General features: G+C 64.7%; 27 protein-coding genes. 23 read left to right on the top strand and 4 right to left on the bottom strand.

From position 1 onward, the window contains the following. The 3 genes from flhF to DBR12_RS00890 form a co-directional block, all read left to right on the top strand. A partial coding sequence (flhF, locus tag DBR12_RS00900; protein WP_199226598.1) for a flagellar biosynthesis protein FlhF occupies nt 1–1329 on the top strand: 1329 nt, incomplete at its 5' end. Next, entirely contained in the window at nt 1322–2119 is a 798-nt protein-coding gene (locus DBR12_RS00895; protein ID WP_108615533.1) for a hypothetical protein, read from the top strand. The genes flhF and DBR12_RS00895, both read left to right, overlap by 8 nt. Nucleotides 2120–2146: 27 nt before the next feature. Then, nucleotides 2147–2863, top strand: a complete 717-nt coding sequence (locus DBR12_RS00890; protein WP_063461640.1) for an RNA polymerase sigma factor FliA — start codon at nt 2147–2149, stop codon at nt 2861–2863. A gap of 55 nt (nt 2864–2918) precedes the next feature. On the opposite strand, the gene DBR12_RS00885 is transcribed toward DBR12_RS00890, so the two are convergent. From DBR12_RS00885 to flgA, 3 genes are all read right to left on the bottom strand, one after another. Further along, nucleotides 2919–3293 (bottom strand): hypothetical protein, encoded by a 375-nt coding sequence (locus tag DBR12_RS00885; protein ID WP_108615532.1) that lies wholly within the window; start codon nt 3291–3293, stop codon nt 2919–2921. A gap of 41 nt (nt 3294–3334) precedes the next feature. After that, nucleotides 3335–3658, bottom strand: coding sequence for a flagellar biosynthesis anti-sigma factor FlgM (flgM, locus tag DBR12_RS00880; protein ID WP_108615531.1), 324 nt, complete (start codon nt 3656–3658; stop codon nt 3335–3337). A 93-nt stretch (nt 3659–3751) separates the two neighbouring features. After that, nucleotides 3752–4549 (bottom strand): flagellar basal body P-ring formation chaperone FlgA, encoded by a 798-nt coding sequence (gene flgA / locus DBR12_RS00875; RefSeq protein WP_108615530.1) that lies wholly within the window; start codon nt 4547–4549, stop codon nt 3752–3754. Between the two features lie 213 nt (nt 4550–4762). Between flgA and DBR12_RS00870 the strand changes: the two genes are divergently transcribed. The 13 genes from DBR12_RS00870 (at nt 4763) to DBR12_RS00810 (ending at nt 18099) form a co-directional block, all read left to right on the top strand. Continuing rightward, on the top strand, nt 4763–5236 hold the full coding sequence (locus DBR12_RS00870; RefSeq protein WP_108615529.1) for a flagellar basal body protein: 474 nt from the start codon (nt 4763–4765) through the stop codon (nt 5234–5236). A 33-nt stretch (nt 5237–5269) separates the two neighbouring features. Further along, nucleotides 5270–5674 (top strand): flagellar basal body rod protein FlgC, encoded by a 405-nt coding sequence (gene flgC / locus DBR12_RS00865; protein WP_108615528.1) that lies wholly within the window; start codon nt 5270–5272, stop codon nt 5672–5674. Between the two features lie 19 nt (nt 5675–5693). Next, nucleotides 5694–6350: a flagellar hook assembly protein FlgD gene (locus tag DBR12_RS00860; protein ID WP_108615527.1), complete on the top strand. Its 657-nt coding sequence runs from the start codon at nt 5694–5696 to the stop codon at nt 6348–6350. A 34-nt stretch (nt 6351–6384) separates the two neighbouring features. After that, nucleotides 6385–7665 carry a flagellar hook protein FlgE gene (gene flgE / locus DBR12_RS00855; protein WP_108615526.1) on the top strand — a complete coding sequence of 427 codons (1281 nt, stop codon included), beginning with the start codon at nt 6385–6387 and terminating at the stop codon, nt 7663–7665. 49 nt (nt 7666–7714) lie between these two features. Beyond that, on the top strand, nt 7715–8455 hold the full coding sequence (gene flgF, locus DBR12_RS00850) for a flagellar basal-body rod protein FlgF (protein WP_108615525.1): 741 nt from the start codon (nt 7715–7717) through the stop codon (nt 8453–8455). Between the two features lie 37 nt (nt 8456–8492). Next, nucleotides 8493–9275: a flagellar basal-body rod protein FlgG gene (gene flgG / locus DBR12_RS00845; protein ID WP_108615524.1), complete on the top strand. Its 783-nt coding sequence runs from the start codon at nt 8493–8495 to the stop codon at nt 9273–9275. Nucleotides 9276–9290: 15 nt separating this feature from the next. Continuing rightward, nucleotides 9291–9968, top strand: a complete 678-nt coding sequence (locus DBR12_RS00840; RefSeq protein ID WP_108615523.1) for a flagellar basal body L-ring protein FlgH — start codon at nt 9291–9293, stop codon at nt 9966–9968. A gap of 384 nt (nt 9969–10352) precedes the next feature. After that, a complete protein-coding gene (locus tag DBR12_RS00835; RefSeq protein ID WP_108615522.1) occupies nt 10353–11495 on the top strand; it encodes a flagellar basal body P-ring protein FlgI in 1143 nt (380 codons plus the stop codon). 15 nt (nt 11496–11510) lie between these two features. After that, complete coding sequence (gene flgJ / locus DBR12_RS00830; protein WP_108615521.1) at nt 11511–12437, top strand: flagellar assembly peptidoglycan hydrolase FlgJ; 927 nt, start codon at nt 11511–11513, stop codon at nt 12435–12437. Between the two features lie 16 nt (nt 12438–12453). Continuing rightward, nucleotides 12454–14430: a flagellar hook-associated protein FlgK gene (flgK, locus tag DBR12_RS00825; RefSeq protein ID WP_108615520.1), complete on the top strand. Its 1977-nt coding sequence runs from the start codon at nt 12454–12456 to the stop codon at nt 14428–14430. Nucleotides 14431–14457: 27 nt separating this feature from the next. Then, nucleotides 14458–15711 carry a flagellar hook-associated protein FlgL gene (flgL, locus tag DBR12_RS00820; protein WP_108615519.1) on the top strand — a complete coding sequence of 418 codons (1254 nt, stop codon included), beginning with the start codon at nt 14458–14460 and terminating at the stop codon, nt 15709–15711. A gap of 71 nt (nt 15712–15782) precedes the next feature. Next, a complete protein-coding gene (locus DBR12_RS00815; RefSeq protein ID WP_108615518.1) occupies nt 15783–17015 on the top strand; it encodes an HDOD domain-containing protein in 1233 nt (410 codons plus the stop codon). A 100-nt stretch (nt 17016–17115) separates the two neighbouring features. Beyond that, nucleotides 17116–18099 (top strand): DUF2341 domain-containing protein, encoded by a 984-nt coding sequence (locus tag DBR12_RS00810; RefSeq protein ID WP_158274953.1) that lies wholly within the window; start codon nt 17116–17118, stop codon nt 18097–18099. Between the two features lie 33 nt (nt 18100–18132). Here the strand turns inward: DBR12_RS00810 and DBR12_RS00805 are convergent, their stop codons facing one another. Further along, entirely contained in the window at nt 18133–19608 is a 1476-nt protein-coding gene (locus DBR12_RS00805) for a PLP-dependent aminotransferase family protein (protein ID WP_108615516.1), read from the bottom strand. A gap of 139 nt (nt 19609–19747) precedes the next feature. On the opposite strand from DBR12_RS00805, the gene DBR12_RS00800 reads away from it, so the two are divergent. Genes DBR12_RS00800 through DBR12_RS00770 form a run of 7 tightly spaced genes read left to right on the top strand, consistent with a single transcriptional unit; the run spans nt 19748 to nt 24645 of the window. Further along, nucleotides 19748–20362, top strand: a complete 615-nt coding sequence (locus DBR12_RS00800) for a LysE family translocator (protein WP_108615515.1) — start codon at nt 19748–19750, stop codon at nt 20360–20362. Then, nucleotides 20359–21279 carry a DMT family transporter gene (locus tag DBR12_RS00795; RefSeq protein WP_108615514.1) on the top strand — a complete coding sequence of 307 codons (921 nt, stop codon included), beginning with the start codon at nt 20359–20361 and terminating at the stop codon, nt 21277–21279. The genes DBR12_RS00800 and DBR12_RS00795 overlap by 4 nt, the downstream gene beginning before the upstream one ends. Further along, a complete protein-coding gene (locus DBR12_RS00790) occupies nt 21276–21605 on the top strand; it encodes a DHCW motif cupin fold protein (protein WP_108615513.1) in 330 nt (109 codons plus the stop codon). The genes DBR12_RS00795 and DBR12_RS00790 overlap by 4 nt, the downstream gene beginning before the upstream one ends. A 9-nt stretch (nt 21606–21614) precedes the next feature. After that, on the top strand, nt 21615–21938 hold the full coding sequence (locus DBR12_RS00785; protein ID WP_108615512.1) for a cupin domain-containing protein: 324 nt from the start codon (nt 21615–21617) through the stop codon (nt 21936–21938). Further along, complete coding sequence (locus tag DBR12_RS00780; protein ID WP_108615511.1) at nt 21935–23140, top strand: PLP-dependent aminotransferase family protein; 1206 nt, start codon at nt 21935–21937, stop codon at nt 23138–23140. Before DBR12_RS00785 ends, DBR12_RS00780 begins: the two co-directional genes overlap by 4 nt. A gap of 6 nt (nt 23141–23146) precedes the next feature. Beyond that, nucleotides 23147–23773 carry a glutathione S-transferase gene (locus tag DBR12_RS00775; RefSeq protein WP_108615510.1) on the top strand — a complete coding sequence of 209 codons (627 nt, stop codon included), beginning with the start codon at nt 23147–23149 and terminating at the stop codon, nt 23771–23773. A gap of 8 nt (nt 23774–23781) precedes the next feature. Then, nucleotides 23782–24645, top strand: coding sequence for a PhzF family phenazine biosynthesis protein (locus tag DBR12_RS00770; protein WP_108615509.1), 864 nt, complete (start codon nt 23782–23784; stop codon nt 24643–24645). Nucleotides 24646–24761 lie beyond the last annotated feature (116 nt).

Here is a 24761-nt window from a genome sequence, read left to right as displayed (position 1 = left end):
CCGCTGCTTGCCCCCAGCGCCCCACGCAGCAGCACGCAGCCTGCCCGTTCCAGCCTGGCCAGCCAGGCGGCGGCAGCAGGCCTGGGTCGCAACCCGGTGGAGGAGGACACCGAACAGCTGGCGATGAGCACGCTGTCGTTCCAGGACTATGTGCGCGAGCGCATGCTGCGCCGCCGCCACGAGGCCCTGCACGGCGCGGTGGAAGCGCCGACGCTGTCGGAGCGCAGCCGCGACCAGGAACCTGAAAGGGAGCGCGAACGCACGCCTGCCCCGGCAGTGGCGCGCCACAACCCGCTGCGCACCATCCCTATGGATATTCCGCCAGAGCCACCCCGCCGCCGGCAGGAAGCGGCCAGCGCGCACCTGATCCAGTCGAGCAATCAGCAAAGCCTGATGAACGAACTGCACTCCATGAAGGAGTTGATCGAAGACCGCTTCAACACACTGGCCTGGCTAGGTCAGGCGCGCCAGAACCCGATCCAGTCCAACCTGATGCTCAAGATGATCCGCGCGGGCTACTCACCGTCGCTGGCCCGCGCCGTGCTCGAACGCATGCCCGAAGACCTGTCGGCGGGCGAATCGGTGCGCTGGCTGATGGAGGTGCTGGAACGCAACCTTAAGACCGACCAGACCGACCCCCCCCTTTACGAACAAGGCGGCATCTTCGCCATGGTGGGCTCCACCGGCGTCGGCAAGACCACCACCACGGCCAAGCTGGCCGCCATGTGCGCGCGCATTCACGGCCCCGGCAGTGTGGGACTGATCACGCTCGACACCTACCGTGTGGGCGCCCACGAACAGCTGCGCACCTATGGCCGCATGCTGGGAATCGTGGCCCACCTGGCACATGATCGCGCCGCGCTGCAGGACCTGCTGGGCCTGCTGTCGGGGAAAAAAATGGTGCTCATTGACACCACCGGCGTGGCCCCCCGCGACCCGCGCAAGCGCGACATGCTGGACGTGCTGGACCTGCCTCACGTGAACCGCCTGCTGGTGCTGAACGCTGGCTGCCACGGCGACACGCTGGATGACGTGCTCACCGCATTCAAGACCGACGGCTCGCAACAGGCCATCCTGTCCAAGGTGGATGAGGCCGTGAAGCTCGGCCCTGCAATCGATGCACTGATCCGCCACCAGATGGTGCTGCGCGGCGTGACCAACGGCCAGCGCGTACCCGAGGACTGGGAGCGAGCCAACGCGCACCAGCTCATCAGCACCTCGATGCGCGCCCCGGCCAAGTCGGCGTTCGACCCCAAGGCCACTGACCTGAACTTCTTCTTTTCGCACTCCCCCGACACCATCACCGAAGGGGGGCTGGTCGATGCTTGATCTTGGTTTTCACCAGGCCACCGGCCTACACAGTTTCACGCCGCAGGCCGAACTGCGCATGCTGGCTGTGGTCAGCCAGGGCAATACCGGGAGCGGGCTCGAAACGCTCTGGCAAATCTGCGCCAGCCTGCAGCGCCTTGGTTACCCCGTCGTTGTACTAGACGGCACAGCCCTGGAAACAGACAGCAGCCCGGGCCTCCTGCACCTGCTGCAACACGCCTCGTGGAACGACAGCGCGCAGCTGAATCTGGGGGCCACGGCATCCTCACTCGCCGTGATCCCGGCAGCCAAAGGCCTGCAACACCTCAGCCGCAAGGCGGGCGATACCACGCGCTCGCCCATGGAGGACCTGCTGCCCTACTTCAGGACCTATGGCCTGATGGTGATTCACGCCCCAGCATCCACGCTGGGTCCATTGCTGACCCACACTGCCACGGTGCCCCTGGTGGTCATGGGCGGCGGCGCGGCAGGAGTGATGTCAAGCTACAAGAGCCTCAAGCAGATCGCCTTGCACACCGGGCTACCCTGCATGGTGGCCGCTTTGCTGCACAGCAACACGACATCCGAGCGCCGCAAGGCCCAGTCACAGCTTATGACGCTGCAGGCATGTGCCGAGCGCCACCTGGGCGGTCCCGTTCGAACCACCACTATCGCCACCCAGAGCCCCCAGGAGCTTCAGCGCCTTGCCTTGCAACTGCTGGAAAATGCGGGCACCATGAACGGATCGCTGACTGCGCTGCGAGCCAGCAACTTGGCAGACATGCCTGCGCATTTTGTCCGGAGCCATTGAGTTGATTTTTCCGGAGCCGTTGATCTGATGTACACCGCCAAAGGCCAGCTTGATCGCGATGCCATGATCCGCCAGCATGTGCCGCTGGTACGGAGAATTGCGCACCACATGATCGCCAAGCTGCCGCCCAATGTGGAGCTGGATGACTTGATCCAGGTCGGCATGATGGGCCTGGCCGAAGCGCTGTCGCGCTACGAAGTCGCCCAGGGCGTGCAGTTCGAGACCTTTGCCACCCAGCGCATCCGGGGCGCCATGCTCGACGAGCTGCGCGAGGGCGACTGGATGAGCCGCAGCTCGCGCAAGAGCCAGAAAGACATCGAGCACGCCGTGCACCGGCTGGAGCAGAAACTGGGCCGCAGCCCGCTCGAATCAGAAATTGCCAGCGAAATGGGCATGAGCCTGCCCGACTACCAGAACCTGCTGGGCAAGGTCCGGGGCACCCAGCTGGTGTACCTGGAAGACATGACCCATGGCAACGACGACGAGGACGGGTTTCTGGACCGCCATGTCGCTGACGCCGATGCCGACCCCGTCGAGCTGCTGCGCGACCAGCGCCTCAAGACCTCACTGGTCAACGCCATCAAGAGCCTGCCCGAACGCGAGCAGCACATCATGGGCATGTACTACGAGCACGACATGAATCTCAAGGAGATTGCAGCGGTGCTTGGTGTCACGGAATCGCGGGTGTGCCAGTTGCACAGCCAGTCCATTGCCCGCCTTCGTGCCAAGATGCGCGCGCATTGACCTTGCGCTTTCGCCGCGCCTCACGGGGCGCGCCGTGTCAGGGCCTATACCCCAGTCAGCCTGCAGAACGGTAGATGCGTGCCACACCCGGCTTGGCTGCGCGTGTTGATAGACCGTCACCATAGGTCGGTGCTGCACTAGAGGGAGGCAACAAGCCCGCCGCCTGGCGGTCTGTCACGGCTGAAAGCCGCGCCAAGTTGTCGCGCTGCACGACCAGCATCCCGCTGATGGCTTCCACCCGCTTTCGTACAGCTGCAGGCAAAGGCACCCCAAGTGCCGTGGATTGCTCCAGCGCGCGCGCAAACAGTGCCGCAGCGTCACGCAGGGCCACACTATGCTGTTCCAGGGATTGGGGGTCTGCCGCAAGAAGGGCGGCAGTGACTTTATCGATCAGCTGCTCGACAGCCGAGAGGGATTCTTCCAGCGACATGGCGCATTGTGCGATGGATCACGCCAGTCTGCAAAGCGGGTTCAACCCCGCGAACGGGTCAGGATCTCCTGGGCGTTGGACAGCAACTTGTCGGCGATGGCTTCGGCATCGACAGAAAACTCACCCTTTTCGATGGCAGCGCGGACTGCCTTGACCTTGCCAGCGTCAAAATCACCGGCCACGCGGGAGGCGGGGTTTAGGCTTTGGGCAGCGATGGAGACCGTGACGGGCACACCGGCGGTTGACGCTGCAGCCAAGGCGTCTTTGGTGGCTCCTTCAGCAGCGCTGGCAGGACTTTTGGCTTGCTTGGCAAGCCCAGTCTGCGGCAATGCGCCCGGGAGTTCCGGTTTTTGACCTATCTTCATCGCTCTCTCCACCACCCCGCATGATGTGGGGCACAGTAGCAATGTTTTCGACCCGTTTGACCCGGACTTTAGCCATTTATCACCGGGGCGTCATCAAAGAGTGACATCCACTGTTCCGCCTTCGTTCACTATTCCACTGACGATGCGCCCATTCTCCATGCGGATGCGCACAGTTTGACCCACAGCCCCGGCCGACAACGCCTGCCCCGCCGACGCGACGGCGTACCCCGGCCCCTGAACCACCACCTTCACCTGGGCCCCGGCGCGAAACAGCATGGGGGCCCGCACCATGGTCTGGCGCAGGGCCTGGCCTGCCACCAGCTGGCGTGCAGCCACCTGCCCCACCCAGAGGTCCGGATTCGCCATCACTGGCGCAGTTTCGGCGGCCCAGTCCACCTCGGCCTCCGTGGCGTCATTGGCAGTCAAGACGGCACCGGGTGCCACATTGCCGGTCAGTACCCAAGCCGGGCCAAACGCCTTGATGGTGACCGGCAGGAACACATTCCAGGCAGTGGGTCCCTCTACACAGCGCAATCCGAGCCGGGTGCGCCCCCACAAGCGGGAGCCCACCGGCAAATAGGGCTCCACGCGCGCGCAAGGCGCCAGTCGCAAACGCGAGTCCAGTGAGCCAACGCTCACTTCCATCCGCAAAGGTAACCCGGTGGGCGCGCTGCGCGCCAGGGTGTCATCCAGCCAGCGCTGCGTCAGCGGGCCCAGGTCCGCCGAAGGATCACTCGCTGCCTGGGCGCTGGCAGCGCCACCGGTGCCCAGGGCAAGCGTGCCCAGCACCACCAGACAAAGGGCCCGCCAAGCGGCACCCGCAGGGCGCAGCGCGGGAGAACGGACCGACACAACCGGGAGGGAAAGCAAAAAACGGGGGGGAATGGACATGGAACCTCCTGGGCATCGGGTGGCCAGCCCATCGGGGGCAGGGGCCATTTCACACCAAGAACTATAGGCAGACGGCGCCCGCCCAAAACCCGGAACTGCCCATCCATTTCCACGCTCTTCGCGCTTTAGGAAAAGACCGCAGTTTCCATAATCAGGCAACGCCAAAAAAGCCCCTGGGGCTGGCGACTTTGCAACCGATGGTGTGAGGCAAACATGCTTGACAAGATGACCAACCAGCTGAATTTCCACAGCAACGCCCTGGTGCTGCGTGCGGAACGTCAGCGCGCCATCGCCAGCAACATTGCCAATGCCGATACCCCTGGCTATGTGGCACGCGACTTCAAGTTTGGCGACGCGCTGCGAGAAGCCACGGGCATCGGCTCCTCGGGCTCAGGCACGAGCTCTGGCTCGGGCGTCACACGCCTTGCCACCAGCGGATCGCATGGCATGACGGGCTCCACCGACCCGCGCCACATTCCTTTGTCCACCGTGCCCACCACTGCCAGCATCGACCGGCAGGGCGCCTTGGGCTACGCGGTGCAGACGCAGCCCAGCCTGGACAACAACTCGGTGGATCTGGACCGCGAGCGTGCGAACTTCGTGGACAACTCCGTACGGTATGAGGCCACGCTGCGCTTCATCAACGGGGGCGCCAAAACCATGCTCAGCGCCATCCAGGGGCAGTAAGCCAGCAGCGCAGCATAGAAAGCGAGCCACACCATGTCCATGTTCTCCATCTTCAACGTCTCCGGCAGCGCCGTCAGCGCGCAGTCACAGCGGCTCAACGTGGTGGCCAGCAACCTGGCCAACGTCGATGCCGTCGCAGGCCCCGACGGCAAGGCCTACAAGGCCCGCCAGTTGATTTTCCAGACGGCCGATATGGGCGCGGAAAGCGCTGCCGGTGTACGCGTGAGCGGGATGAGCGAGAGCAACGTGCCCGGTCGCCGTGTGCACGACCCCGCCCACCCCTCAGCCGATGAGCAGGGCTATGTCACGCATTCCAACGTGAATGCGGTCGAGGAGATGGTCAACATGATCTCGGCCTCGCGCTCGTACCAGAACAACGTTGAGGTCATGAACACAGCCAAGTCGCTGCTGCTCAAAACCCTGCAAATGGGCCAATAACTTCAGGACGGACTACGCCATGATCCTCAACTCCGCCACCAGCGCTCCCACGGTCACCGACGCGACTGGCGCCAAAGCCAACGCCGCTACTGACCCGGCGGCAGCACAAGACCGGTTCCTGAAGCTGCTCGTCGCGCAGCTCAACAACCAGGACCCGATGAACCCCCTGGACAACGCCCAGATGACCTCGCAAATAGCGCAGATCAACACGGTGACCGGCATTCAGCAGCTCAACCAGACCATGCAGAGCATGTCCGAGCAGTTCAACTCGTTGCAGGTCATGCAGGGCACTGCGCTCATCGGACGCAACGTGATGACCGAAGGCTCCAGCCTCGCCGTGGCCGACAAGGCGGGCAAGGGCGGCTTCGAGATTCCCTCGGCCGCCACCAACGTGAAGATCGAGGTCACGACGGCAGGCGGCCAGGTGGTGGACACCATCGACCTGGGCGCCAAGGCCGCAGGCCGCCACACCTTCGATTGGGACGCCAGCAAATACACAGGCACCACCGATGCGCTGCAGTTCCGTGTCACGGCGGTCAACGGCTCCACCAAGCTGTCGAGCACACCCCTGGCCCTGTCCAAGGTCACAGCCGCAGGCGCCGAAGACGGCCAGCTCAAGCTGACGCTGGCCAACGGCAAAACCATCAACTACAGCCAGATCAAGGCCCTGGTCTAACCGCCCCTTTCCCAGCCCCTATCAGGAGAACACCATGAGTTTTCAGCAAGGCCTGTCGGGCTTGAATGCCGCCAGCAAGAACCTCGACGTCATCGGACACAACATTGCCAACTCCAACACCGTGGGGTTCAAGGCTTCGCGCGCGGAGTTCGCAGAGATGGTGGCCTCCGCCATCGGTTCGGCTGGCGGCTCCAACGCTGGTATCGGCGTGGAAGTGGCAGCGGTTGCACAGCAGTTCACCCAGGGCAACCTCACGATCACGGGCAACAGCCTGGACGTGGCCATCAACGGCAACGGCTTCTTCACGCTCACGCTGCCCGATGGCACGCCTGCCTACACCCGCTCCGGCAACTTCAAGCTGGACAAGGAAGGCAACATGATCACCAACGACAACGCCAAAGTCATGGGCTATCCGGTGGACCCGGTGACAGGCCTGCGCACCGGCACCGACCCCATCCCCATGGTGTTCCCCACCGCCGAACCCATTCCTGCCAAGCAGACCACGAAAATCACTGCAGCGTTCAACCTGGACGCACGCGCCACGAATGCGGCCGGCAACCCCACTGCCACACCGCCCATTCCACCCACACCACGCGCAACCTATGGCACGTCCATCAATGTGTTCGACAGCCAGGGCGTGGCCAAGCCGGTGAGCCTGTACTTCCAGAAAACCGCCACGGCCAACACCTGGGACGTATACGACAGGTTGGATGACCCGACAGCAGTGCCACCCGTGGTGGCAACGCCCATCGGCCAGATCACGTTTGACAATAACGGCGCCATTACCGGCCCGGTGGCTACACCGCCAGCCACGGGCTTCTCGCTGCCACTCACCGTCAATCCGACGCCCCCCAACCCCAACAACCTTCCTACCTACACGGTGGCTGTGAGCCTGGACAAAGTGACTCAGTTCGGCACCAAGTTCGCTGTTTCCAACCTGAGCCAGGACGGCTACACCTCGGGCGAACTCACCGGCATCAATATCGAGAACAACGGGATGATCATGACCCGTTACTCCAACGGGGTGACCCGTGCCGAAGGCCAGCTGGCGCTGTCGAGCTTCCGCAACACCCAGGGCCTGGCCTCGGTGGGCAGCAACAACTGGGTGGCCACGTTCGAATCGGGCCAGCCCGTGGCGGGCACCGCAACCGACGGTAACTTCGGCTCGCTGCGCTCGGGAGCGCTGGAGGACTCCAACGTGGACCTCACAGCCGAGCTGGTCAACATGATGACCGCCCAGCGCGCCTACCAGGCCAACGCCCAAACCATCAAGACGCAAGACCAGGTGATGTCCACCCTGGTGAATTTGCGCTGATCGACCGCTGACCTTGCACTGACCCCACCCTGCACGCTGGAGAGCCCCCATGGACCGCATCATCTACACCGCGATGACGGGCGCAAACGCCGCCGCCCACCGGCAAGCCGTGCTGTCCAACAACCTGGCCAACGCGTCCACAGGCGGGTTCCGCGCCGAGATGTCCACCTTCCGATCTGTGCCACTGCAGGGCGACGGCGCCAAGACCCGCGTGTTTGCCTTGGAAGCCACCTCGGGCTACGTCAACACCCCCGGTCCCGTTCAGCGCACCGGCCGCAACCTCGACGCAATGGCCGCAGGCAATGCCTGGTTTGCCGTACAGGGCCTGGATGGCATCGAAGCCTACACCCGCGCTGGCAGCTTCGAGGTGTCGGCGGGCGGCCAGCTGCTCACGCCCACCGGGCTACCGGTGTTGTCCGATGGCGGCGCTCCGATTGATGTGCCCCCTGGCGCCGAGGTATCGCTGGGGTCCGACGGCACCATCACAGCGAAAACAGGCGGCCAGCCAGCGCAGGCGATTGGCCGCCTGAAACTCGCCACGCCCACTGCAGAAGACCCGCTCAAGCGTGGCGACGATGGTCTGTTCCGCACCACATCGGGCGACCCCATGCCCAACGACGCCAACGCCCGCATGCTGTCGGGCGCATTGGAGGGTTCCAACGTGAACCCAGTGGAAAGCATGGTGGGGATGATTGCTGCTGCACGCCAATTCGAGCAGCAGATGCGCCTGCTGCAGTCCGCCGAGACGAATGACAAAACCGCCAGCCAGTTGCTGAGCATGAACGGCTGAAGCCGCGCTGCGCGCTGCAACGCCAAAAGGAAGCACCATGATCAACTCCCTCTGGATCGCCAAGACCGGCATGTCTGCCCAGCAGACCCAGCTCGACGTCATCTCGCACAACCTGGCCAACGTCTCCACCACCGGCTACAAGCGCAACAACGCGGTGTTCGAGGATCTGATCTACCAGAACCTGCGGCAGGTAGGCGCCAACACCACCGAGCAAAACCAGCTGCCCACCGGCCTGCATTTGGGCCTTGGCGTGCGCACCGTGGCCACCAGCCGCAACTTCGTGCAGGGCAGCCTGCAGGAGTCCAAGAACAATCTGGACGTGGCCATCAACGGTAACGGTTTCCTGGAAGTGACCATGCCCGACGGCACCATCGGCTACACCCGTGACGGCTCATTCCAGGTCGATTCCCAGGGCCGTCTGGTCAACTCCAGCGGCCTGCCCGTGGCCAACGGCATCACCGTGCCCGCCAACGCCACGAGCGTGACCATCAGCGCAGACGGCGTGGTGTCGGCCACCGTGCCTGGCAACACACAGCCACAACCGCTGGGCAATCTGGCAATGGCCTCATTCATCAACCCGGCGGGCCTGGAGCCCATCGGCCAGAACTTGTTCAAGGAATCCGCCGCCTCGGGCCAGCCCCAGCAGGGCACACCCGGCACCAACGGCCTGGGCGTCCTCAAGCAGGGTTTTCTGGAGGCATCGAACGTGAACGTGGTGGAAGAGCTGGTCACGATGATTCAGACCCAGCGCGCCTACGAGATGAACTCCAAGGCCATCCAGACCTCGGACCAGATGCTGGCCAAGCTGTCGCAGCTGTGATGTGAAGGAATTGCCATGAAGCACTTGATCGCATCTACCGCACTGGCGCTGCTGGCCACAGGCTGCGCCACCCTGTCGCCGCCGCCGCCCGTGGACATCCTGCCCACCACGCCGCCACCCGTTGCCGCCGCCGCGCCGCGCACACCGCCACCAGTCACCGGCAGCCTGTTCCACAACGCAAGCTACCGCCCCGCATTCGAAGACCGCCGAGCGCGCATGGTGGGCGACAACGTGATGGTGATGATTGTCGAGAACGTTACAGCCAGCCAGAAGTCCTCCTCCACGGTGGACCGTGGATCCAAGGCAACAGCGGGCATCACCAACCTGCCATTCGTAAATGCTTCTCTGACAGACAAAACCAAGCTGGGCGCCAGTTCCGAAAACACCTTCTCCGGCAAGGGTGGCACCGAGAGCGCCAATACCTTCACTGGCTCGATCACCACCACGGTGGTGGACGTGCTGCCCAACGGCCACCTGGTCGTGACCGGCGAGAAGCAGATCGGCGTGAATCAGAACGTGGACGTGCTGCGCTTCTCGGGCACCATCGACCCGCGCGTGATGCAGCCGGGCAGTGTCGTCAACTCAACCCAGGTCGCCAATGTGCGGGTCGAATCGCGAGGCCGGGGCGCCCAGAACGAGGCCCAGGCCATGGGCTGGATGAACCGATTCTTCAACACCATCACGCCGTTCTAGAGTGACACCCCCTGAGGCGCTGCGCGCCTTCACCCCTCTCTCGCTGCGCGGGAGGGGGACGCCGCCAGCGCGGCGGGGCGGCCCTTGCGCGGCGGCCCGCGCTGGGGCCGCGCCAGTTTTGACGGACACCAGGCTTTGGGACGATTGTGGCTGCAGTACCAGCCTCAATTTAATGCTATATTATCAATAGCAATTAACGCTTACTGGTAGCGCGGCAACGGCCATTTTTCTTATATTTTCCGCAGCAAAACAGCCCTGGCACCTGCACGGCGCGCTGCAGGCCGCCGACCGCATTCCCCCCGGTTCCGAAACCCACGCAATAGGCCGGTGAACCGGCTGCTTTTCGGGTTTTAGTTTCTGGCGGGGCCGCCCACAATCGGTTCCATGAAAGCCTTGTCCCACACTCCCCTGCAGCGCATGGCGCGCGCACTGTGGCTGCTGCTGGCCCTGGGGGCCGTCGGCTTTGCCGGGCCCGCACAGGCACTGCGCATCAAGGAAGTGGCGGCTGTGCAAGGCGTGCGCACCAACCAGCTGACAGGCTATGGCCTGATCGTGGGCCTGGATGGCACGGGCGACCAGACGACGCAGATGCCCTACACCACGCAGGCGATGTCGAACTACCTGCAGCAGATGGGCATCAGCCTGCCGCCAGGCTCTGCGTCGCAGCTGCAGCTCAAGAACGTGGCGGCGGTGATCGTCACGGCGCAGCTCCCCCCATTTGCCCAGCCAGGGCAGATGATCGATGTGAACGTGTCCTCTATGGGCAATGCCAAGTCGCTCAAGGGCGGAACGCTCATCGTCACCCCGCTGCGCGGCGCCGACGGCGAGATTTATGCGCTGGCCCAGGGCAACGTTGTGGTGGGCGGTGCAGGCGCTGCTGCAGGTGGCAGCAAGGTCCAGATCAACCACCTGAGTGCAGGCCGTATCCCGATGGGCGCACAGGTCGAGCGTTCGGTGCCCACGCCGCTCAACGAGGGCGACACCATCAGCCTGGGCCTGAACGCCTCCGACTTCCAGACAGCGCGCCGAGTGGTGCAAGCCATCAACGCCAAACTTGGCAACGGTCTGGCCACGGCGCTGGATGGCCGCACGGTGCAGGTGCGCGCGCCCACCGATCCCGGCGCCCGGGTGGGCTTCATCGCCGACTTGGAAGAGCTGCAGATCGATGCCATGACACCCGCAGCCAAGGTGGTCATCAATGCCCGCACCGGCTCGGTGGTGCTGAACCAGGCAGTCACACTGGGGCCCTGCGCCATCGCGCATGGAAACCTGTCAATCACCATCAGTTCCACGCCCGTCATCAGCCAGCCTGCACCGTTCTCGCAAGGGCAGACCGTGGTGGAGCAGAAAAGCGAAATTCGCATCAACCAGGAGCCGGGCAACATCATCCAGGTGCCGCCATCGCCCCAGCTGGCTGACGTGGTCAAGGCGCTCAACGCCCTGGGGGCCACGCCGGGCGACCTGCTGGCCATCCTGCAGGCCATCAAGGCCGCCGGCGCGCTCAACGCCGAACTGGAAGTGATCTGACCTGGAGGCGCAACCATGGCCCTCACCCTGCCCTCATCCCACACCACCAGCAGCACCTCGAATGCGTTGGCGGTAGACATCCGCTCGCTCAACACACTCAAATACGACGCGGGCACAGCCAACAACGCGCAAACCACCCGCGAGGTGGCCAAGCAGTTCGAGTCGTTGTTCATGCGCGAGCTGATCAAGAGCATGCGCGACGCCACGATGAAGTCCGGCCTCATGGAAGGCGAGCAGGCCAATCTGGGGCAGGACCTGCTCGACCAGCAGCTGTCGGTAACCATGGCAGGCATGCAGGGCGGCCTGTCAGAGGCGATCGCACGCCAGCTTTCGCGCCAGATGGGTGGTGCAGACACAACCTTCTCTGTGCCCTCCACACTGAGCCTGCAGTCCACCCTGCCCCGTGCCACGGCCTCAGGGGCCAGCGGCAACACGCCCACAGAGACCACGATCCAGGCACCCAAGGGCCGCGACGGTTTCGTGCAGCATCTCTCCGGCACCGCCGAACGCGTGGCACAGGAAAGCGGCATTCCTGCCAGCTTCATGCTGGGTCAGGCGGGCCACGAAACCGGCTGGGGCAAGAGCGAAATCAAACACAGGGATGGCTCGAACTCGTTCAACCTGTTCGGCATCAAGGCCGGCAAGGGCTGGACGGGCAAGGTCGCCGAGATCACGACCACCGAATACATCAACGGCAAGGCCCAGAAGGTGACGGCGAAATTCCGCGCCTACGACTCCTACGAGGATTCGTTCCGCGACTACGCCCGCCTCATCAAGGAAAGCCCGCGCTACGAGCAGGCCGAGTCCGTCGCCCAGTCCGGCTCGGCCATGGCCTATGCCTCTGCCCTGCAAAAGGCGGGTTATGCCACCGACCCTGACTACGCCAGAAAGCTCAGTGGCGCCATCAACAGCGTGCTGCGCGCCCAGCGCGCTCAGGCTTGAGCGCGCGAGGTAAACCATGAGTCTCCTCAACGTCGGCGCCCGCGCCCTGCTGGCCAACCAGGTAGCCCTGCAAACGGCGGGCCACAACATCGCCAATGTCAATACACCCGGCTATTCGCGTCAGACCGTGGTGCTGCAGACTGTGCAAGGCCAGTTCACGGGAGGCGGCTACATTGGCCAGGGTGTGGATGTGCAGACCATCCTGCGCAACCAGAGCGAGCTGCTCACGCGCCAGTCGGCCGCAGCAGGTTCGACGCAGGCCGCAGACATCGTGCGGTCCGAGCGCCTGCGCCAGCTGCAAGAGGTCTTCAGCGGCGGAACCGCCGGGCTTGGCGCTGCCATCAACGACATGATGAACGCGTTCTCGGACGTCGTGAGCGCCCCGACCGACATCACTGCGCGTACCGTCGTGCTCACGCGCATCGACGAAACCGCCGCCCGCATGCGCACGGCCGCTGACCGTCTGAACGAGCTCCAATACACCGTCACCGAGCAGCTGCAAAGCAGCGTCACGACCATCAACAGCCTGGCCAAGCAGATGGCGAACATCAACGAGCAGATCGCTCGCGCCAACGGCAACGGCCAGAGCCCCAACGACCTCCTGGACCAGCGCGACCAGATCATCCGCAACATCAACCAGTATGTACAGACCACGCAGATACCGGCCGACGATGGCACGGTGGGTCTGTTCGTGGCGGGCAGCCAGCCGCTGGTGCTGGGTACCACGGCGTCCAGCCTGTCGGTCGACGATGCAACCCAGTTCCCCGCAAGCGGCCAGATCAAGCTGTTTTTCAACCGCCCCGGCGCGCCCCCGGTCGAGATGGACGAAAACGTGTTGGGCGGCGGCTCGGTCTCGGGCCTGCTGCGTTTCAACAACAACGATCTGGCGGAAGGACGCAACCTGCTTGGCCGCATGGCGATGGCCATTGGCACGACCATGAACGACCAGCAGAAACTGGGCCTTACGCTCGACGGCCTGCCGGGTAAGGACCTGTTTGCGCTGCCCGCCAGCATGCCGGGCTATACCAATGGGGCCGGCATCGGCTCCGTCTCGTTCACCGGCCCCACGCAGTTTGCAGCCTCGGACTATGAGATCCGCTTCACCACCGGCACGGCGGGCCAGGTCGTGCGCCTGTCTGATGGCAAAGCCACTCCATTCACCAATGCCGCCAACCTGGCCACCCTGCAGATCGACGGGCTCAACTTCAACCTGACCACGCCAGGCAACCCGGGCGAGCGCATGCTGTTCAAGCCGTTCAGCACGGCGGCCAGCAACATCCAGGCGCTGGTGCATTCGCCGCGTGATCTGGCTGTGGCCAACCCCATCAACGCGGCCATGGGCACCTCAAACGGAGGCACCATGCAACTGGCGGGGCTCAAGGCCACGGGCTTGCCCAACCCACCCGGCCTGGTGCTTCCAGCCAATGCAAACCCTGCAGCCATCCCGCCCATCCTGGGGGGCGTGCAACTGAGATTCACCGCTGGTCCGCCCACCACCTACGATGTGCTCAACCGGGGCACGGCGCCGCCCACCGTGGTGGCCGCAGCACAGCCTTACACATCCGGCGTGCCGATTTCCATCAACGGGTGGGAGATCAAGCTGCAGGGAAGCCCCAAGACGGGGGACACGGTGGTCATTGGCAATGCGCTGGACCCCCAGTACGGCGACGCATTCACCCGCAACTCAGGCAACGCCAGTGCGCTGATGAGCCTGCGCGATGTGAAGATGTTTGACGAATCCACCCTCTCCGATGGCTACGCGAGTGCCATTGCCCAGGTGGGCACGCGCACGCAGAGTTCCCTGTTTGCGGCACAAATGTCGACCACCATCGCCACCAACCTGGAGCGGGACCGCACCGCCGTGTCGGGTGTGAACCTCGACGAAGAGGCCGCACGACTGATTCAATACCAGCAGGCCTACCAAGCGTCGTCCAAAATGATCCAAATTGCGCAGAATATCTTTGACTCGCTGCTGCAAGGCATGGGCCGCTGACCGCCATCTAGGCGCTAGGAGCTAGACATGAGCAATACCATCTACCGTCTGGGCACTGCCAACATGTACGACAATGCCCTGCGCAATCTGGGCACTCGGCAGACCAACCTGTCCAACCTGCAAGAGAACCTCACCTCGGGAAAACGGGTGGTGCGGGCCAGCGACGACCCCGTATCGGCCGCGCAGGCCGAGCGGGCACTGAACCGACTGGCACGCATCCAGACCGAGCAGCGGGCGCTGGAAACCCAGCGCAACGCCATCACACAGGGCGAGTCTTCACTGGGCGACGCGGTGAACCTGGTACAGAGATTCCGTGAACTGGTTGTGAGCGCCGGTGACGCAGCCATGACCCCCAACGACCGCGTCACGGTAGCCAACCAGTTGCAGGGCCTGCGCGAGCAACTGCTGGCAGTCGCCAATCGAAAAGACACCAATGGCATCCCGCTGCTGAGTTCGCTGGGCAGCGCGCTGGCGCCATTCCTGGGCCCGCTCGGTGGCTCGCCCGACTACAGCTTCCAGGGCCTTCCCGGCCAGACGGCCAGCAGCGGCGTGACCGTGCCAGGAGCGTTGGATGGCGACTCTGCCTTCATGTTCGACCCCAACCGCGACGGCGTCTATACCGCTGGTGTGAGCGCCATCCCGGTGGGCCGCCAGCTCACCACCACGGCCATCACCCCCGCCAACCTGGCCCTGGTGACGGGCAACAACTACAGCATCGCATTCAGCGCCGTGGGGCCGGGCGCAACGCCAGGAACGAGCACGGCCACATACACCATCACCAACACGACCACCGGCGCCGTGTCGGCCCCTGTGGTGGTACCCGACTACCCGAGTGACAAGCCAGTGACCATTTCCGTCGCGGGTATTCCGGGGCTGACCTTCGACATCAAGGGCAACCCAGCCAACGGCGACACCGTCACCCTGCAGCCCAGCGCCAGCATGTTCAGCACGCTGGACAGCGCGATCAATGGCATCCGCAATGCCTCCAACAACAACGCTGCCATCCAGGCCGTGGGGCAGGCGCTGGCCAACATCGACATAGGGCTGGAACGGGTGCACAACATGCGCAGCTATGCCGGTGAGTTGCTCAACCGAGCCGACCGCATCACGGGCGACCAGGAAAAGCGCTCCATCCAGCTCGAAGGCGACCGCTCGCGCGCCGAGGATCTCGATATGATCCAGGGCATTTCGGACTTCCAGAACCAGCAGGTAGGTTACGAGGCAGCGCTCAAGTCCTATGCCCAGGTTCAGAAGTTGTCGCTGTTCAATTTCATCAGTTAAAGCGGGTCTTCCCACACTGCGCAGCCCAGGCGGGAGACAACCCCTAACGACAAGACAACGCCTGAGAGCACATGGTTCAATCTGTCCTTGGCAGCCTGATTCTGGGCTACCGCCCTTTATGGAACCGGGCCCGCAAGCTGGCGGGAATCCAGCTGTATGCGCACAACGAGGCAGCGGCAGTGATCGATGCCGGCCACCTACTGCGCACCCTGCAGGAGCTATGGTCTGCCAGCTCCCCACCCCTGCTGATTTCTGCCCAAACCCGCCAGCTGCTGTGCGATCTGCTTGAAACGGCACCGCGCGGGGCGCCCTGGATCGAGGTGCGCGATGACTGGCTCTCGGACTCCGCTATCTATTCGCGCGTCAAGGCCGCCCACCAGCGCGGGCTGCGCCTCGTGTGGCGCGGCGACGCCAACAAACTCCCGGAGCCCGAGATTGCGCGCTGCTTTGACAACAGCCTGCTGACCCTGCGCCCCGAAGACGCCTTGGTGGCCCTGCAGGCAGCCCCGGCGCGCCCCGGCGCCCCGGCCGCACCCGCCGCCCGTGCCGCCAGCCCCGTGCTGGCCGGGCAGATGTACGAAAACGTGGCCAGCCGTGCCCTCATGGAGCATTGCCTGGACCTGGGCAATGCCATGGCCCTGTCCGGCTGGCCGTCCGAAGACGTGCTCTACAGCATGCGCCACCATCCGCAGCAGCCGTCGCACGCTGTGATCTTCAAGCTTATGAAGGCCATTGATGCCGAACAGTCGCTGGAGACGTTCGAAGACATCATGGGCGAAGACCCGCTGCTTGCGTACCGCTTCATGGTTTACACCAACTCGGCCGCTTTGGGCCTGCGTACCGGCATCGACTCGCTGCGCCGGGGCCTGGTGATGATGGGCTACAGCTCCATCAAGCGCTGGCTCTCCGACCAGTTGCCCCACGCCAGCACCGACCCCAACATGCTGCCCGTGCGCGCCGCCATGCTGATCCGCGCCCAGCTCACTGCCCAGCTACTGGATGCCGGAATCGAGAACGACCTGCGCCGCGAAATCTACCTGTGCGGCCTGTTCTCTCAGTTGGACGAACTACTTGGCGAGCCCTTGAGTACCATCCTGCGCCGCCTGCCGCTGTCCGAGCGCATCTACGACGCCACCGTGCTGCACACCGGCCCCTACGCCAGCGGCCTGCTGATGGCCTGCGCGCTGGAGAACGACGACTCAAGCGCTATCCGCCAGCTGTGCGAGACCTATGAGCTCGACCTGGAAGAGGTCAACCGCGCGCTGCTTCGGGTGTTGGCTGATCTGGAGGTCGAGCGGCGCTGACGCTTGTTGACGATCCGGAGGGCGCGGTGTCGGCGACAATAGGGCTCGGTCCATGCTGTCTCAATGGACTGCTTTGCTCACCATGAAGGAATCCCTTCCCATGCGCTCCGCCCCTCACCTCCGAGGCCTTCTTCTGGCCCTTGCCACCGGCCTCGGCCTGATGAGCGCCGCCTCTGCCCAGCCCGCAGGCTGGGGTTACGTGGACGAAGTGCGGGTGTTCAATCGCAGCCCACAGGACGTCACCGGTTACCAGCTGGTGTTGGAACTCGACGCAGCCGCCCTGGCGGCCGAGAACCAGCTGCGCCCGGACGCGGGTGACCTGCGCTTCGGCCTGGACACGGCGGGCACGCAGCCGCTGCCCTACTGGGTTCAGTCGGGCCTTGGCACACACAGCATGCTGGTGTGGATCCGGCTGCCGCGCCTGGCCGCCAACGCCGTGACACGCTTTTACATGTACCGCGGCAACGCAGCTGCCACCAATCCGGATGCCGGAGCACTGCTCAATACCCTCACGGTGTTCGACTTTGCCGGCCTAGCACAAAATTCTGCCAACCTGCAGCGGGGCGGCGGCAAGGTGTCACAAGCCCCGCACTCGGTGCGTGGGATCCGCTTTGAGGCGCAACGTGACCTGCTGGCCGTGGCGCTGGGCAAGAATGAGCCCCAGGGCTCGGCCCGCGCGGTGACGCTGTGGGACGTGCCCGCAAAGAAGCAGCTGATGCAATTGCAGGTCAGCGGCCCGGCGGGGCAATACAGCTACACCCTACCAACCGCGCCGGTCTGGCTGGCCCAGGGGGGCGAGTACATGCTGACCCTGCAGCAGGGTGCCGGCGACGGCTACTACTACAGAGAAAGCACGCAGCTGCACCCGGCCCTCAATTTTCTAGGCGCCCGCTACTGCAATCAGTGCGATGCCAACACCTTGCCCACCCTGGGCCTGTCTGGGGTGCAGTACGGCTATGCGGACTTGGTGTTCCTGACCCGCCAGCAGATCACACCTGAACCTGACTACGAGTACGAGAACATCATCCGGCCACCCGACCCTGTGGAACCGCCCGCCCCCGTCGAGCCCGAAGACATCGAGTAAGCCCAGGCTGCCCCACCGGTCCTTGCGAGACCCTCAGTCGATCTTCACGAGTCGGCGGAATGTCTGCCAGAACGCTGCGTCCTGCGTGGTCGCAAAGTTGATGCGCATCAGGGTGCTCGGCTTGCGCTCGGCATGGAACAGGGCACCGGGTGCCAGCAGGTAGCCCTCGTCCAGCATGCGCTGCGACAGCGCATCGGTGTCCACACCCGTCTCCACCCAGCCAAACAGGCCCACGGGCTCAGCCGCAAAGCTGCAGTCTGCGCCCAGCGCCAACTTGACGCTGCGCGCACGCGCTGCATCCAGCCGGGTGCGAATGCGCTCGGAATGGCGACGCAGCTGGCCCTGCTCGATGCACAGGGCCAGGGCCTTCTCCAGCAGCGCGGGGGTGGTGAGCGTGGCCAGCAGCTTGGTGTCCAGCAGTTGCTCCACCAGCGTGGGCGGCGCAGCCAGATAGCCGATGCGCCAGTTGGGCGCGAGGATCTTGGCAAAACCACTCACGTAGATGGTGCGCTGCAGGCCATCGAGTGCGGTGAGGCGCGTGGCGTGCTCGGGTGCGATGTGGCTGTAGGTGTCGTCCTCCACCACATGGAAGTTGTGCTGGTTGGCCAGTTGCAGGATGCGGTGTGCACTGCCCGGCGTGAGGCAATAGCCCGTGGGGTTGTGGAACACGCTCACGCTCACATAGAGCTTGGGCTTGTGCACCTCGCAGTACTTCGCCATGACTTCCAGGTCCGGCCCGTCGGCGCGGCGTGGCACAGGCAGGATGTGCATGCCCAGAGCGGCCAGGCGCGCAAACTCGACCGCCCAACCGGGCTCCTCCACCATCACCGGGTCGCCCGGGCGCAGCAGGGTGCGGCTCACGATGTCGAGCGCATGCGTGGCCCCCACCGTGGTGATGATGTGCTCGGGCGCGGTGTGCACATTGAGCGTGGCCAGCTTCTTCGCCAGCAGGCGGCGCAGGCCTGCGTCGCCCAGGGGTTCGCCGTACTGCAGCGAAAAATCCTGCAGGGCACGCGAACTGGTCACCTTGCGCACGGCTGCAGGCATGAAGGTGGACTCCAGCCAGTCCGGGGGAAACACGCCCATGCCGGGCTGGGGCTTGTCGCTGACCTTGTGGAACATGCCGCGTATGAGCGCCGTAGCATTGACGGGTGACACCCCTCGGCGCCCTGCGGCCCTCGCGGCAAACCAGTGGGCCGTGCTCCAGTTGGCGGCGGCATTCTCCAGCGCCGGGTCCACAGGGTGGGCGCCATCGCCCTCGGTCGCGCTGGCGGCGCGGCCACTTTCGCGCACAAAAAACCCCCGGTTCTTGCGCGCTTCCACCAGCCCCTGCGCCAACAGCTGGTCGTAGGCAGCCACCACGGTGGAGGGACTCACCCCATGTTGCTGCGCGCACTGGCGCACCGATGGCAGGCGCGCACCCGGCGCAAGCAAGCGGTTGCGGATGCGCTCCGAGATCCGGGCCGACAACTGCTCGGTAAGCGACTGGGTGGAAGATTTCATCAGCATGGCAAGACCCCGGGCGGTGTACTGTCTTCGCAACCAATACAGATTCAACACTGCGCTGAATGACTGTACTGGTGATGTATTGGTTTGCAAGATTACATTGAACCCACACAAACGACAAAGAACCTCCTTCAATCACCCCATGAGCGCTGCCGAACTCACTGCCCTGCTGCTGTTTTGCACCGCCATGAGCTTTTCGCCAGGGCCCAACACCACCTTGTCCACCGCCCTGGCCGCCAACCTGGGCCTCAAGCGCGCACTGCGCTTTTGCCTGGCCGTGCCAGCCGGCTGGACACTGCTGATGCTGGGCAGCGGCCTGGGGCTGGGAGCTCTCATCACCGGCGTGCCCGCCCTGCGCTGGGCCGTGACCTTGCTGGGCGTGGCCTACATGCTTTGGCTGGCTTTCAAACTCAGCCGCGCTGGCCAGATGACCGCCATCGACACCTCGCGCCTGAACGTGACTTTCTGGCAGGGCGTGTGCCTGCAGTTCGTGAACATCAAGGCCTGGATGCTGGCGCTCACGCTGAGCGCTGGCTGGGTGGTCAACGCCGCCGGGCAGCCCGCTGCCAACCCGGGCGAACGCCTGGCCATCATCTGTGGCGTGATGGTGGTGTTTGCCTTCTCCAGCAACTTTGTGTACGCCTTGGCGGGTTCATTGCTGCGCCAGTGGCTGGGGCAGGGCGCACGACTGCTGTGGTTCAACCGTGCGCTGGCGCTCGTGCTGGTACTCACCGCCTACTGGATGCTCACGCTATGAACCGCACTCAGGAAAAAGAAGCCCTGCTCTGGGGCCTGGTCGGCGTCACGCTGTTTGCCGCGACACTGCCCATGACACGGCTGGCGGTAGGCTCGACCGAAGCGCCCCAGCTGTCCCCCTGGTTCGTCACCTTCGGGCGTGCAGCCGTGGCAGGGCTGCTGTCCATCGGATACCTGTGGTGGCAACACGCGCAGGGGCGCCTGAACTTTCCCACCCGGGCTGAGTGGCCACTGCTGGGCATCACGGCTTTTGGGGTCATCGTGGGCTTCCCGCTGTTTCTGGCACTGGCACTGCGACATGTGCCCAGCACCCATGGTGCCGTGGTCACTGCCCTGCTGCCGCTTTCCACCGCCTTGCTGGGCGCGCTGTGGTATCGGCAGCGGCCATCGGCAGGCTTCTGGGCCTGCGCTGTGCTGGGCAGCGGGCTTGTGCTGGGGTTCATGGTGTGGCGTTCGGGGGGGCTGTACCTGGGCGCGGCCAACATCTACCTGCTGATCGCCATGACCACAGGCGCCCTGGGCTACATCGGCGGCGCCCGCCTCACACCCCGCCTGGGCGCCGAGCAGGTCATCTGCTGGGTGCTGGTGTGTTGCCTGCCGCTCACGCTGCCGGTGGCCTGGTGGTTCGCCCCGGTCGTGCCCTCCCGCATTGGCGCGATGAGCTGGGTGGGCTTCCTGTATGTGGCCCTGTTCTCTATGTGGATCGGCTTCTTCGCCTGGTACCGCGCCCTGGCGTTGGGCGCCGTACGGGTCAGCCAAATCCAACTCGTCCAGCCCTTCTTGAGCCTGCTGTTTGCCGTACCGCTGCTGGGGGAACACCTGGATGCCGTCACCCTGGTGTTTGCCGTTGCCGTGATTGCCACGGTGTTTGCGGGCAAGCGTATGCCCGTCCACACCGCAGAAAGACCCGCCACATGAAGATGAGCGACACTCCCTTTGCCACCACAGACTGGGCGACCGTGCCACGGGAAGAAAAGAGCGCACAGGCGGGCCAGGCGTTCTGGCGCACCCAGCAGTTTGGCGAAGTGCGCGTGCGCATGGTCGAGTACACACCCGGCTACGTGTCGGACCACTGGTGCACCAAGGGTCATGTGCTGCTGTGCCTGAGCGGCGAGCTGCATACGGAACTTGCCGACGGCCGCCAGTTCACCTTGACGGCGGGCATGAGCTACCAGGTGGCGGACAATGCAGAACCACATAGGTCCACGGCGCCACAGGGGGCTACCCTGTTTGTGGTGGACTGAAGGAACGCCATGCACACCTCCGTAGAACAAGGACTGCAGCAGTTGCCAGGGCCGGGCGGCGAACGCTTTGCGGCACTGATGGCGCATGGCAGCATGCACACTGAGCTGTACGCGCCACGCGGCCATGACCCGCAACAGCCCCATACGCAGGACGAGCTGTATTTCGTCCAGTGCGGCCACGGCGAATTCGTGCAGGGCGACACGCGTCACCGCTTTCAGGCGGGGGATGCGTTTTTTGTGCCAGCGGGGCAAATGCACCGCTTTGAGCATTTTTCGGACGATTTTGTAACGTGGGTGGTCTTTTGGGGACCACCCGGAGGAGAACGAGAATGAAACTGAACGACCTTCCACAGTCCAGCGCCTGGACCCTGGCGCGCCGCGCCGAGCGCATGAACCCCTCGGTCATCCGAGAAATCCTCAAGGTCACCGAGAAGCCCGGCATCATCAGCCTCGCAGGCGGCCTGCCCTCGCCCAAAACCTTCCCGGTGTCGGCCTTTGCCGCAGCCTCTGCCGCCGTGCTGGCCCAGGACGGCCCCGGCGCCCTGCAATACGCCGCAAGCGAAGGCTACGGCCCGCTGCGCCAGGCCATTGCCGACTTCCTGCCCTGGGACGTGGATGCCGACCAGATCCTGATCACCACCGGCTCGCAGCAGGCGCTTGATCTGATCGCCAAGGTGCTGATCGACGAAAACAGCCGCGTGCTGGTCGAAACCCCCACCTACCTGGGCGCGCTGCAGGCCTTCACGCCCATGGAACCCAACGTGGTGGCAGTGGCCAGCGACGACGAGGGCGTGCTCATCGATGACCTCAAGGCCAAGGTGGGCACGGGCGCCGACAAGGCACGCTTTTTGTACGTGTTGCCCAATTTCCAGAACCCCACGGGCCGCACGATGACCGAAGCCCGCCGTGCCGCGCTGGTCAAGGCCGCTGCCGAACTGAACCTGCCCCTGGTGGAAGACAACCCCTACGGCGACCTGTGGTTTGACAACCCGCCACCCGCACCGCTCACAGCCCGCAACCCTGAGGGATGCATCTACATGGGGTCGTTCTCCAAGGTGCTGGCACCCGGCCTGCGCCTGGGCTTTGTGGTGGCGCCCAAGGCTGTGTATCCCAAGCTGCTGCAAGCCAAGCAAGCGGCCGACCTGCACACGCCCGGCTACAACCAGCGCCTGGTGGCCGAAGTGATGAAGGGCAACTTCCTGGACCGCCATGTGCCCACCATCCGCGCGCTGTACAAGCAGCAGTGCGAAGCCATGCTGGCCGCATTGACCAAAGAAATGGCGGGCCTGGGCGTCGAGTGGAACCGTCCCGATGGCGGCATGTTCCTGTGGTTGCGCCTGCCCGAAGGCATGAGTGCCATCGAGCTGCTGCCCCAGGCTGTGGAGCGCAACGTAGCCTTTGTGCCCGGCGCCGCCTTCTATGCCGACAACGCAGACCCGCGCACGCTGCGCCTGTCGTTCGTGACATCCACCGCCGAGCAGATCGCCACCGGCATCGCGGCACTGGCTGCAGCCGTTCGCGAGCACAAGGGCTGATCCGGCATGTTGAGGCTCTGGGGCCGCCTGTCGTCCATCAACGTGCGCAAGGTCGTATGGGCTGCACAGGAACTGGGCATTACGCTGCAGCGCACCGATGCGGGCGGCCAGTTCGGCATCGTGCGCGAGGCGCGCTTTCTGGGCCTCAACCCCAACGGCCTGGTGCCGCTGATCGAAGACGAAGACACGGGCGTGACGCTGTGGGAATCAAACCCCATCGTGCGCTACCTGTGCGCCCGGCATGCGCCCGGAAGCCTCTACCCCGAAGACCTGCCCACACGCTTTGCCGCTGAACAGTGGATGGACTGGCAGCAGACCACGCTCAACCCCGCCGGGCGCGATGCCTTCCTGCAGTGGATCCGTACACCCGCCGCGCAACGCAACAATGCACTTATCGCCGCTTCGATCGCGATGACCGAGCCGCTGATGGCCATGCTGGACGCCCACCTGGCACGCCAGCCTTTCATGGCTGGCGTGCGCTTCACCATGGCCGATATCCCCGTGGGCTGCGAAATCCACCGCTGGTGGGGCCTGCCCCAGGATCGCCCTGCGCGGCCACACCTGGAGCGGTGGTACAACATGGTCAGCACCCGCCCCGGCGCCCGGGGTGTGCTGGATCAGCCTCTGTCTTGAACCTTGCCATGCGCCAGCGCCCCTTCAAACAAATCGACGTGTTCAGCGACCGCCCCGGCTACGGCAACCCCGTGGCCGTGGTGCTTGACGCTGAAGGCCTGAGCGACAGCGATATGCGCCGCTTTGCCGCCTGGACCAACCTGTCGGAAACCACCTTCCTGATGCCGCCCACCGACTCTGGGCGCGCGGCCGGGGCCGACTACCGCCTGCGCATCTTCAGCCCCAATGGCGAGCTCCCTTTTGCAGGCCACCCCACGCTGGGCACCTGCCACGCTTGGCTGCAGGCGGGCAACACCCCAGGCCAGAGTGGCATGGTGATCCAGGAGTCCACGCTGGGCCTGGTGCGCATCGCACACGCCGAAGGCACTCTGGCCTTTGCCGCGCCGCCGCTCAAGCGCAGCGCGCCCAGCCCCGCGCTGGTGCCACTGATCGCAAGCGCACTGGGCCTGCGCCCGCATCAGATTCTGGGGGCACAGCTGCTGGACAACGGGCCTGTATGGCTGGGTCTGTTACTTGACAGTGCCGACACCGTGCTGGGCCTGCACCCCGACCATGCACGCCTCAAGGACCTGGGCCAGGACGTGGGCGTGATCCACGTCAGCCCCACGGCCAGCAACACCAGCCAGCCGGGCGCCGTGGTGCGCGCCTTTGCCGCGCCCATGGGCAACCCCGAAGACCCCGTCACCGGCACCCTCAACGCCAGCCTGGCCGAGTGGCTCATTGCCGATGGCCTGGCCCCCCGCAGTTACCTAGTGGCCCAGGGTGAATGCCTAGGCCGTGCGGGCCGTGTACACATCCGCCAAGACGACGACCACCAGCTTTGGGTGGGCGGACACGCCGTCACCTGCATTGAAGGCACCGTGCTGTTATGAGCCACCACCGCACTGCGCCGCGCCCCAGCGGCTGATTGTCCTCCTCGGCCTCGCCAGGGCGCCGAGCCACAACAACCTGTTTGCACACCGGGCCGCACCCCGGTGCACCCCCGGCG

Origin of the sequence: Acidovorax sp. HMWF029 (assembly GCF_003060895.1) — a bacterium.
Classification (GTDB): Bacteria; Pseudomonadota; Gammaproteobacteria; order Burkholderiales; family Burkholderiaceae_C; genus Acidovorax.
This window is presented reverse-complemented; position numbering and strand designations above follow the sequence as displayed.

Coding starts and splice junctions, on each gene's coding strand:
- DBR12_RS00835 (WP_108615522.1), top strand. CDS start 10,353: ATGAAAGCCTTGTCCCACACTCCCCTGCAGCGCATGGCGCGCGCACTG.
- DBR12_RS00795 (WP_108615514.1), top strand. CDS start 20,359: ATGAACCGCACTCAGGAAAAAGAAGCCCTGCTCTGGGGCCTGGTCGGC.
- DBR12_RS00775 (WP_108615510.1), top strand. CDS start 23,147: ATGTTGAGGCTCTGGGGCCGCCTGTCGTCCATCAACGTGCGCAAGGTC.
- flgC (WP_108615528.1), top strand. CDS start 5,270: ATGTCCATGTTCTCCATCTTCAACGTCTCCGGCAGCGCCGTCAGCGCG.
- DBR12_RS00800 (WP_108615515.1), top strand. CDS start 19,748: ATGAGCGCTGCCGAACTCACTGCCCTGCTGCTGTTTTGCACCGCCATG.
- DBR12_RS00870 (WP_108615529.1), top strand. CDS start 4,763: ATGCTTGACAAGATGACCAACCAGCTGAATTTCCACAGCAACGCCCTG.
- DBR12_RS00770 (WP_108615509.1), top strand. CDS start 23,782: ATGCGCCAGCGCCCCTTCAAACAAATCGACGTGTTCAGCGACCGCCCC.
- DBR12_RS00810 (WP_158274953.1), top strand. CDS start 17,116: ATGCGCTCCGCCCCTCACCTCCGAGGCCTTCTTCTGGCCCTTGCCACC.
- flgL (WP_108615519.1), top strand. CDS start 14,458: ATGAGCAATACCATCTACCGTCTGGGCACTGCCAACATGTACGACAAT.
- DBR12_RS00785 (WP_108615512.1), top strand. CDS start 21,615: ATGCACACCTCCGTAGAACAAGGACTGCAGCAGTTGCCAGGGCCGGGC.
- flgM (WP_108615531.1), bottom strand. CDS start 3,658: ATGAAGATAGGTCAAAAACCGGAACTCCCGGGCGCATTGCCGCAGACT.
- DBR12_RS00815 (WP_108615518.1), top strand. CDS start 15,783: ATGGTTCAATCTGTCCTTGGCAGCCTGATTCTGGGCTACCGCCCTTTA.
- DBR12_RS00790 (WP_108615513.1), top strand. CDS start 21,276: ATGAAGATGAGCGACACTCCCTTTGCCACCACAGACTGGGCGACCGTG.
- DBR12_RS00840 (WP_108615523.1), top strand. CDS start 9,291: ATGAAGCACTTGATCGCATCTACCGCACTGGCGCTGCTGGCCACAGGC.
- DBR12_RS00805 (WP_108615516.1), bottom strand. CDS start 19,608: ATGCTGATGAAATCTTCCACCCAGTCGCTTACCGAGCAGTTGTCGGCC.
- flgK (WP_108615520.1), top strand. CDS start 12,454: ATGAGTCTCCTCAACGTCGGCGCCCGCGCCCTGCTGGCCAACCAGGTA.
- flgF (WP_108615525.1), top strand. CDS start 7,715: ATGGACCGCATCATCTACACCGCGATGACGGGCGCAAACGCCGCCGCC.
- DBR12_RS00860 (WP_108615527.1), top strand. CDS start 5,694: ATGATCCTCAACTCCGCCACCAGCGCTCCCACGGTCACCGACGCGACT.
- DBR12_RS00895 (WP_108615533.1), top strand. CDS start 1,322: ATGCTTGATCTTGGTTTTCACCAGGCCACCGGCCTACACAGTTTCACG.
- flgJ (WP_108615521.1), top strand. CDS start 11,511: ATGGCCCTCACCCTGCCCTCATCCCACACCACCAGCAGCACCTCGAAT.
- flgE (WP_108615526.1), top strand. CDS start 6,385: ATGAGTTTTCAGCAAGGCCTGTCGGGCTTGAATGCCGCCAGCAAGAAC.
- DBR12_RS00780 (WP_108615511.1), top strand. CDS start 21,935: ATGAAACTGAACGACCTTCCACAGTCCAGCGCCTGGACCCTGGCGCGC.
- flgG (WP_108615524.1), top strand. CDS start 8,493: ATGATCAACTCCCTCTGGATCGCCAAGACCGGCATGTCTGCCCAGCAG.
- DBR12_RS00885 (WP_108615532.1), bottom strand. CDS start 3,293: ATGTCGCTGGAAGAATCCCTCTCGGCTGTCGAGCAGCTGATCGATAAA.
- flgA (WP_108615530.1), bottom strand. CDS start 4,549: ATGTCCATTCCCCCCCGTTTTTTGCTTTCCCTCCCGGTTGTGTCGGTC.
- DBR12_RS00890 (WP_063461640.1), top strand. CDS start 2,147: ATGTACACCGCCAAAGGCCAGCTTGATCGCGATGCCATGATCCGCCAG.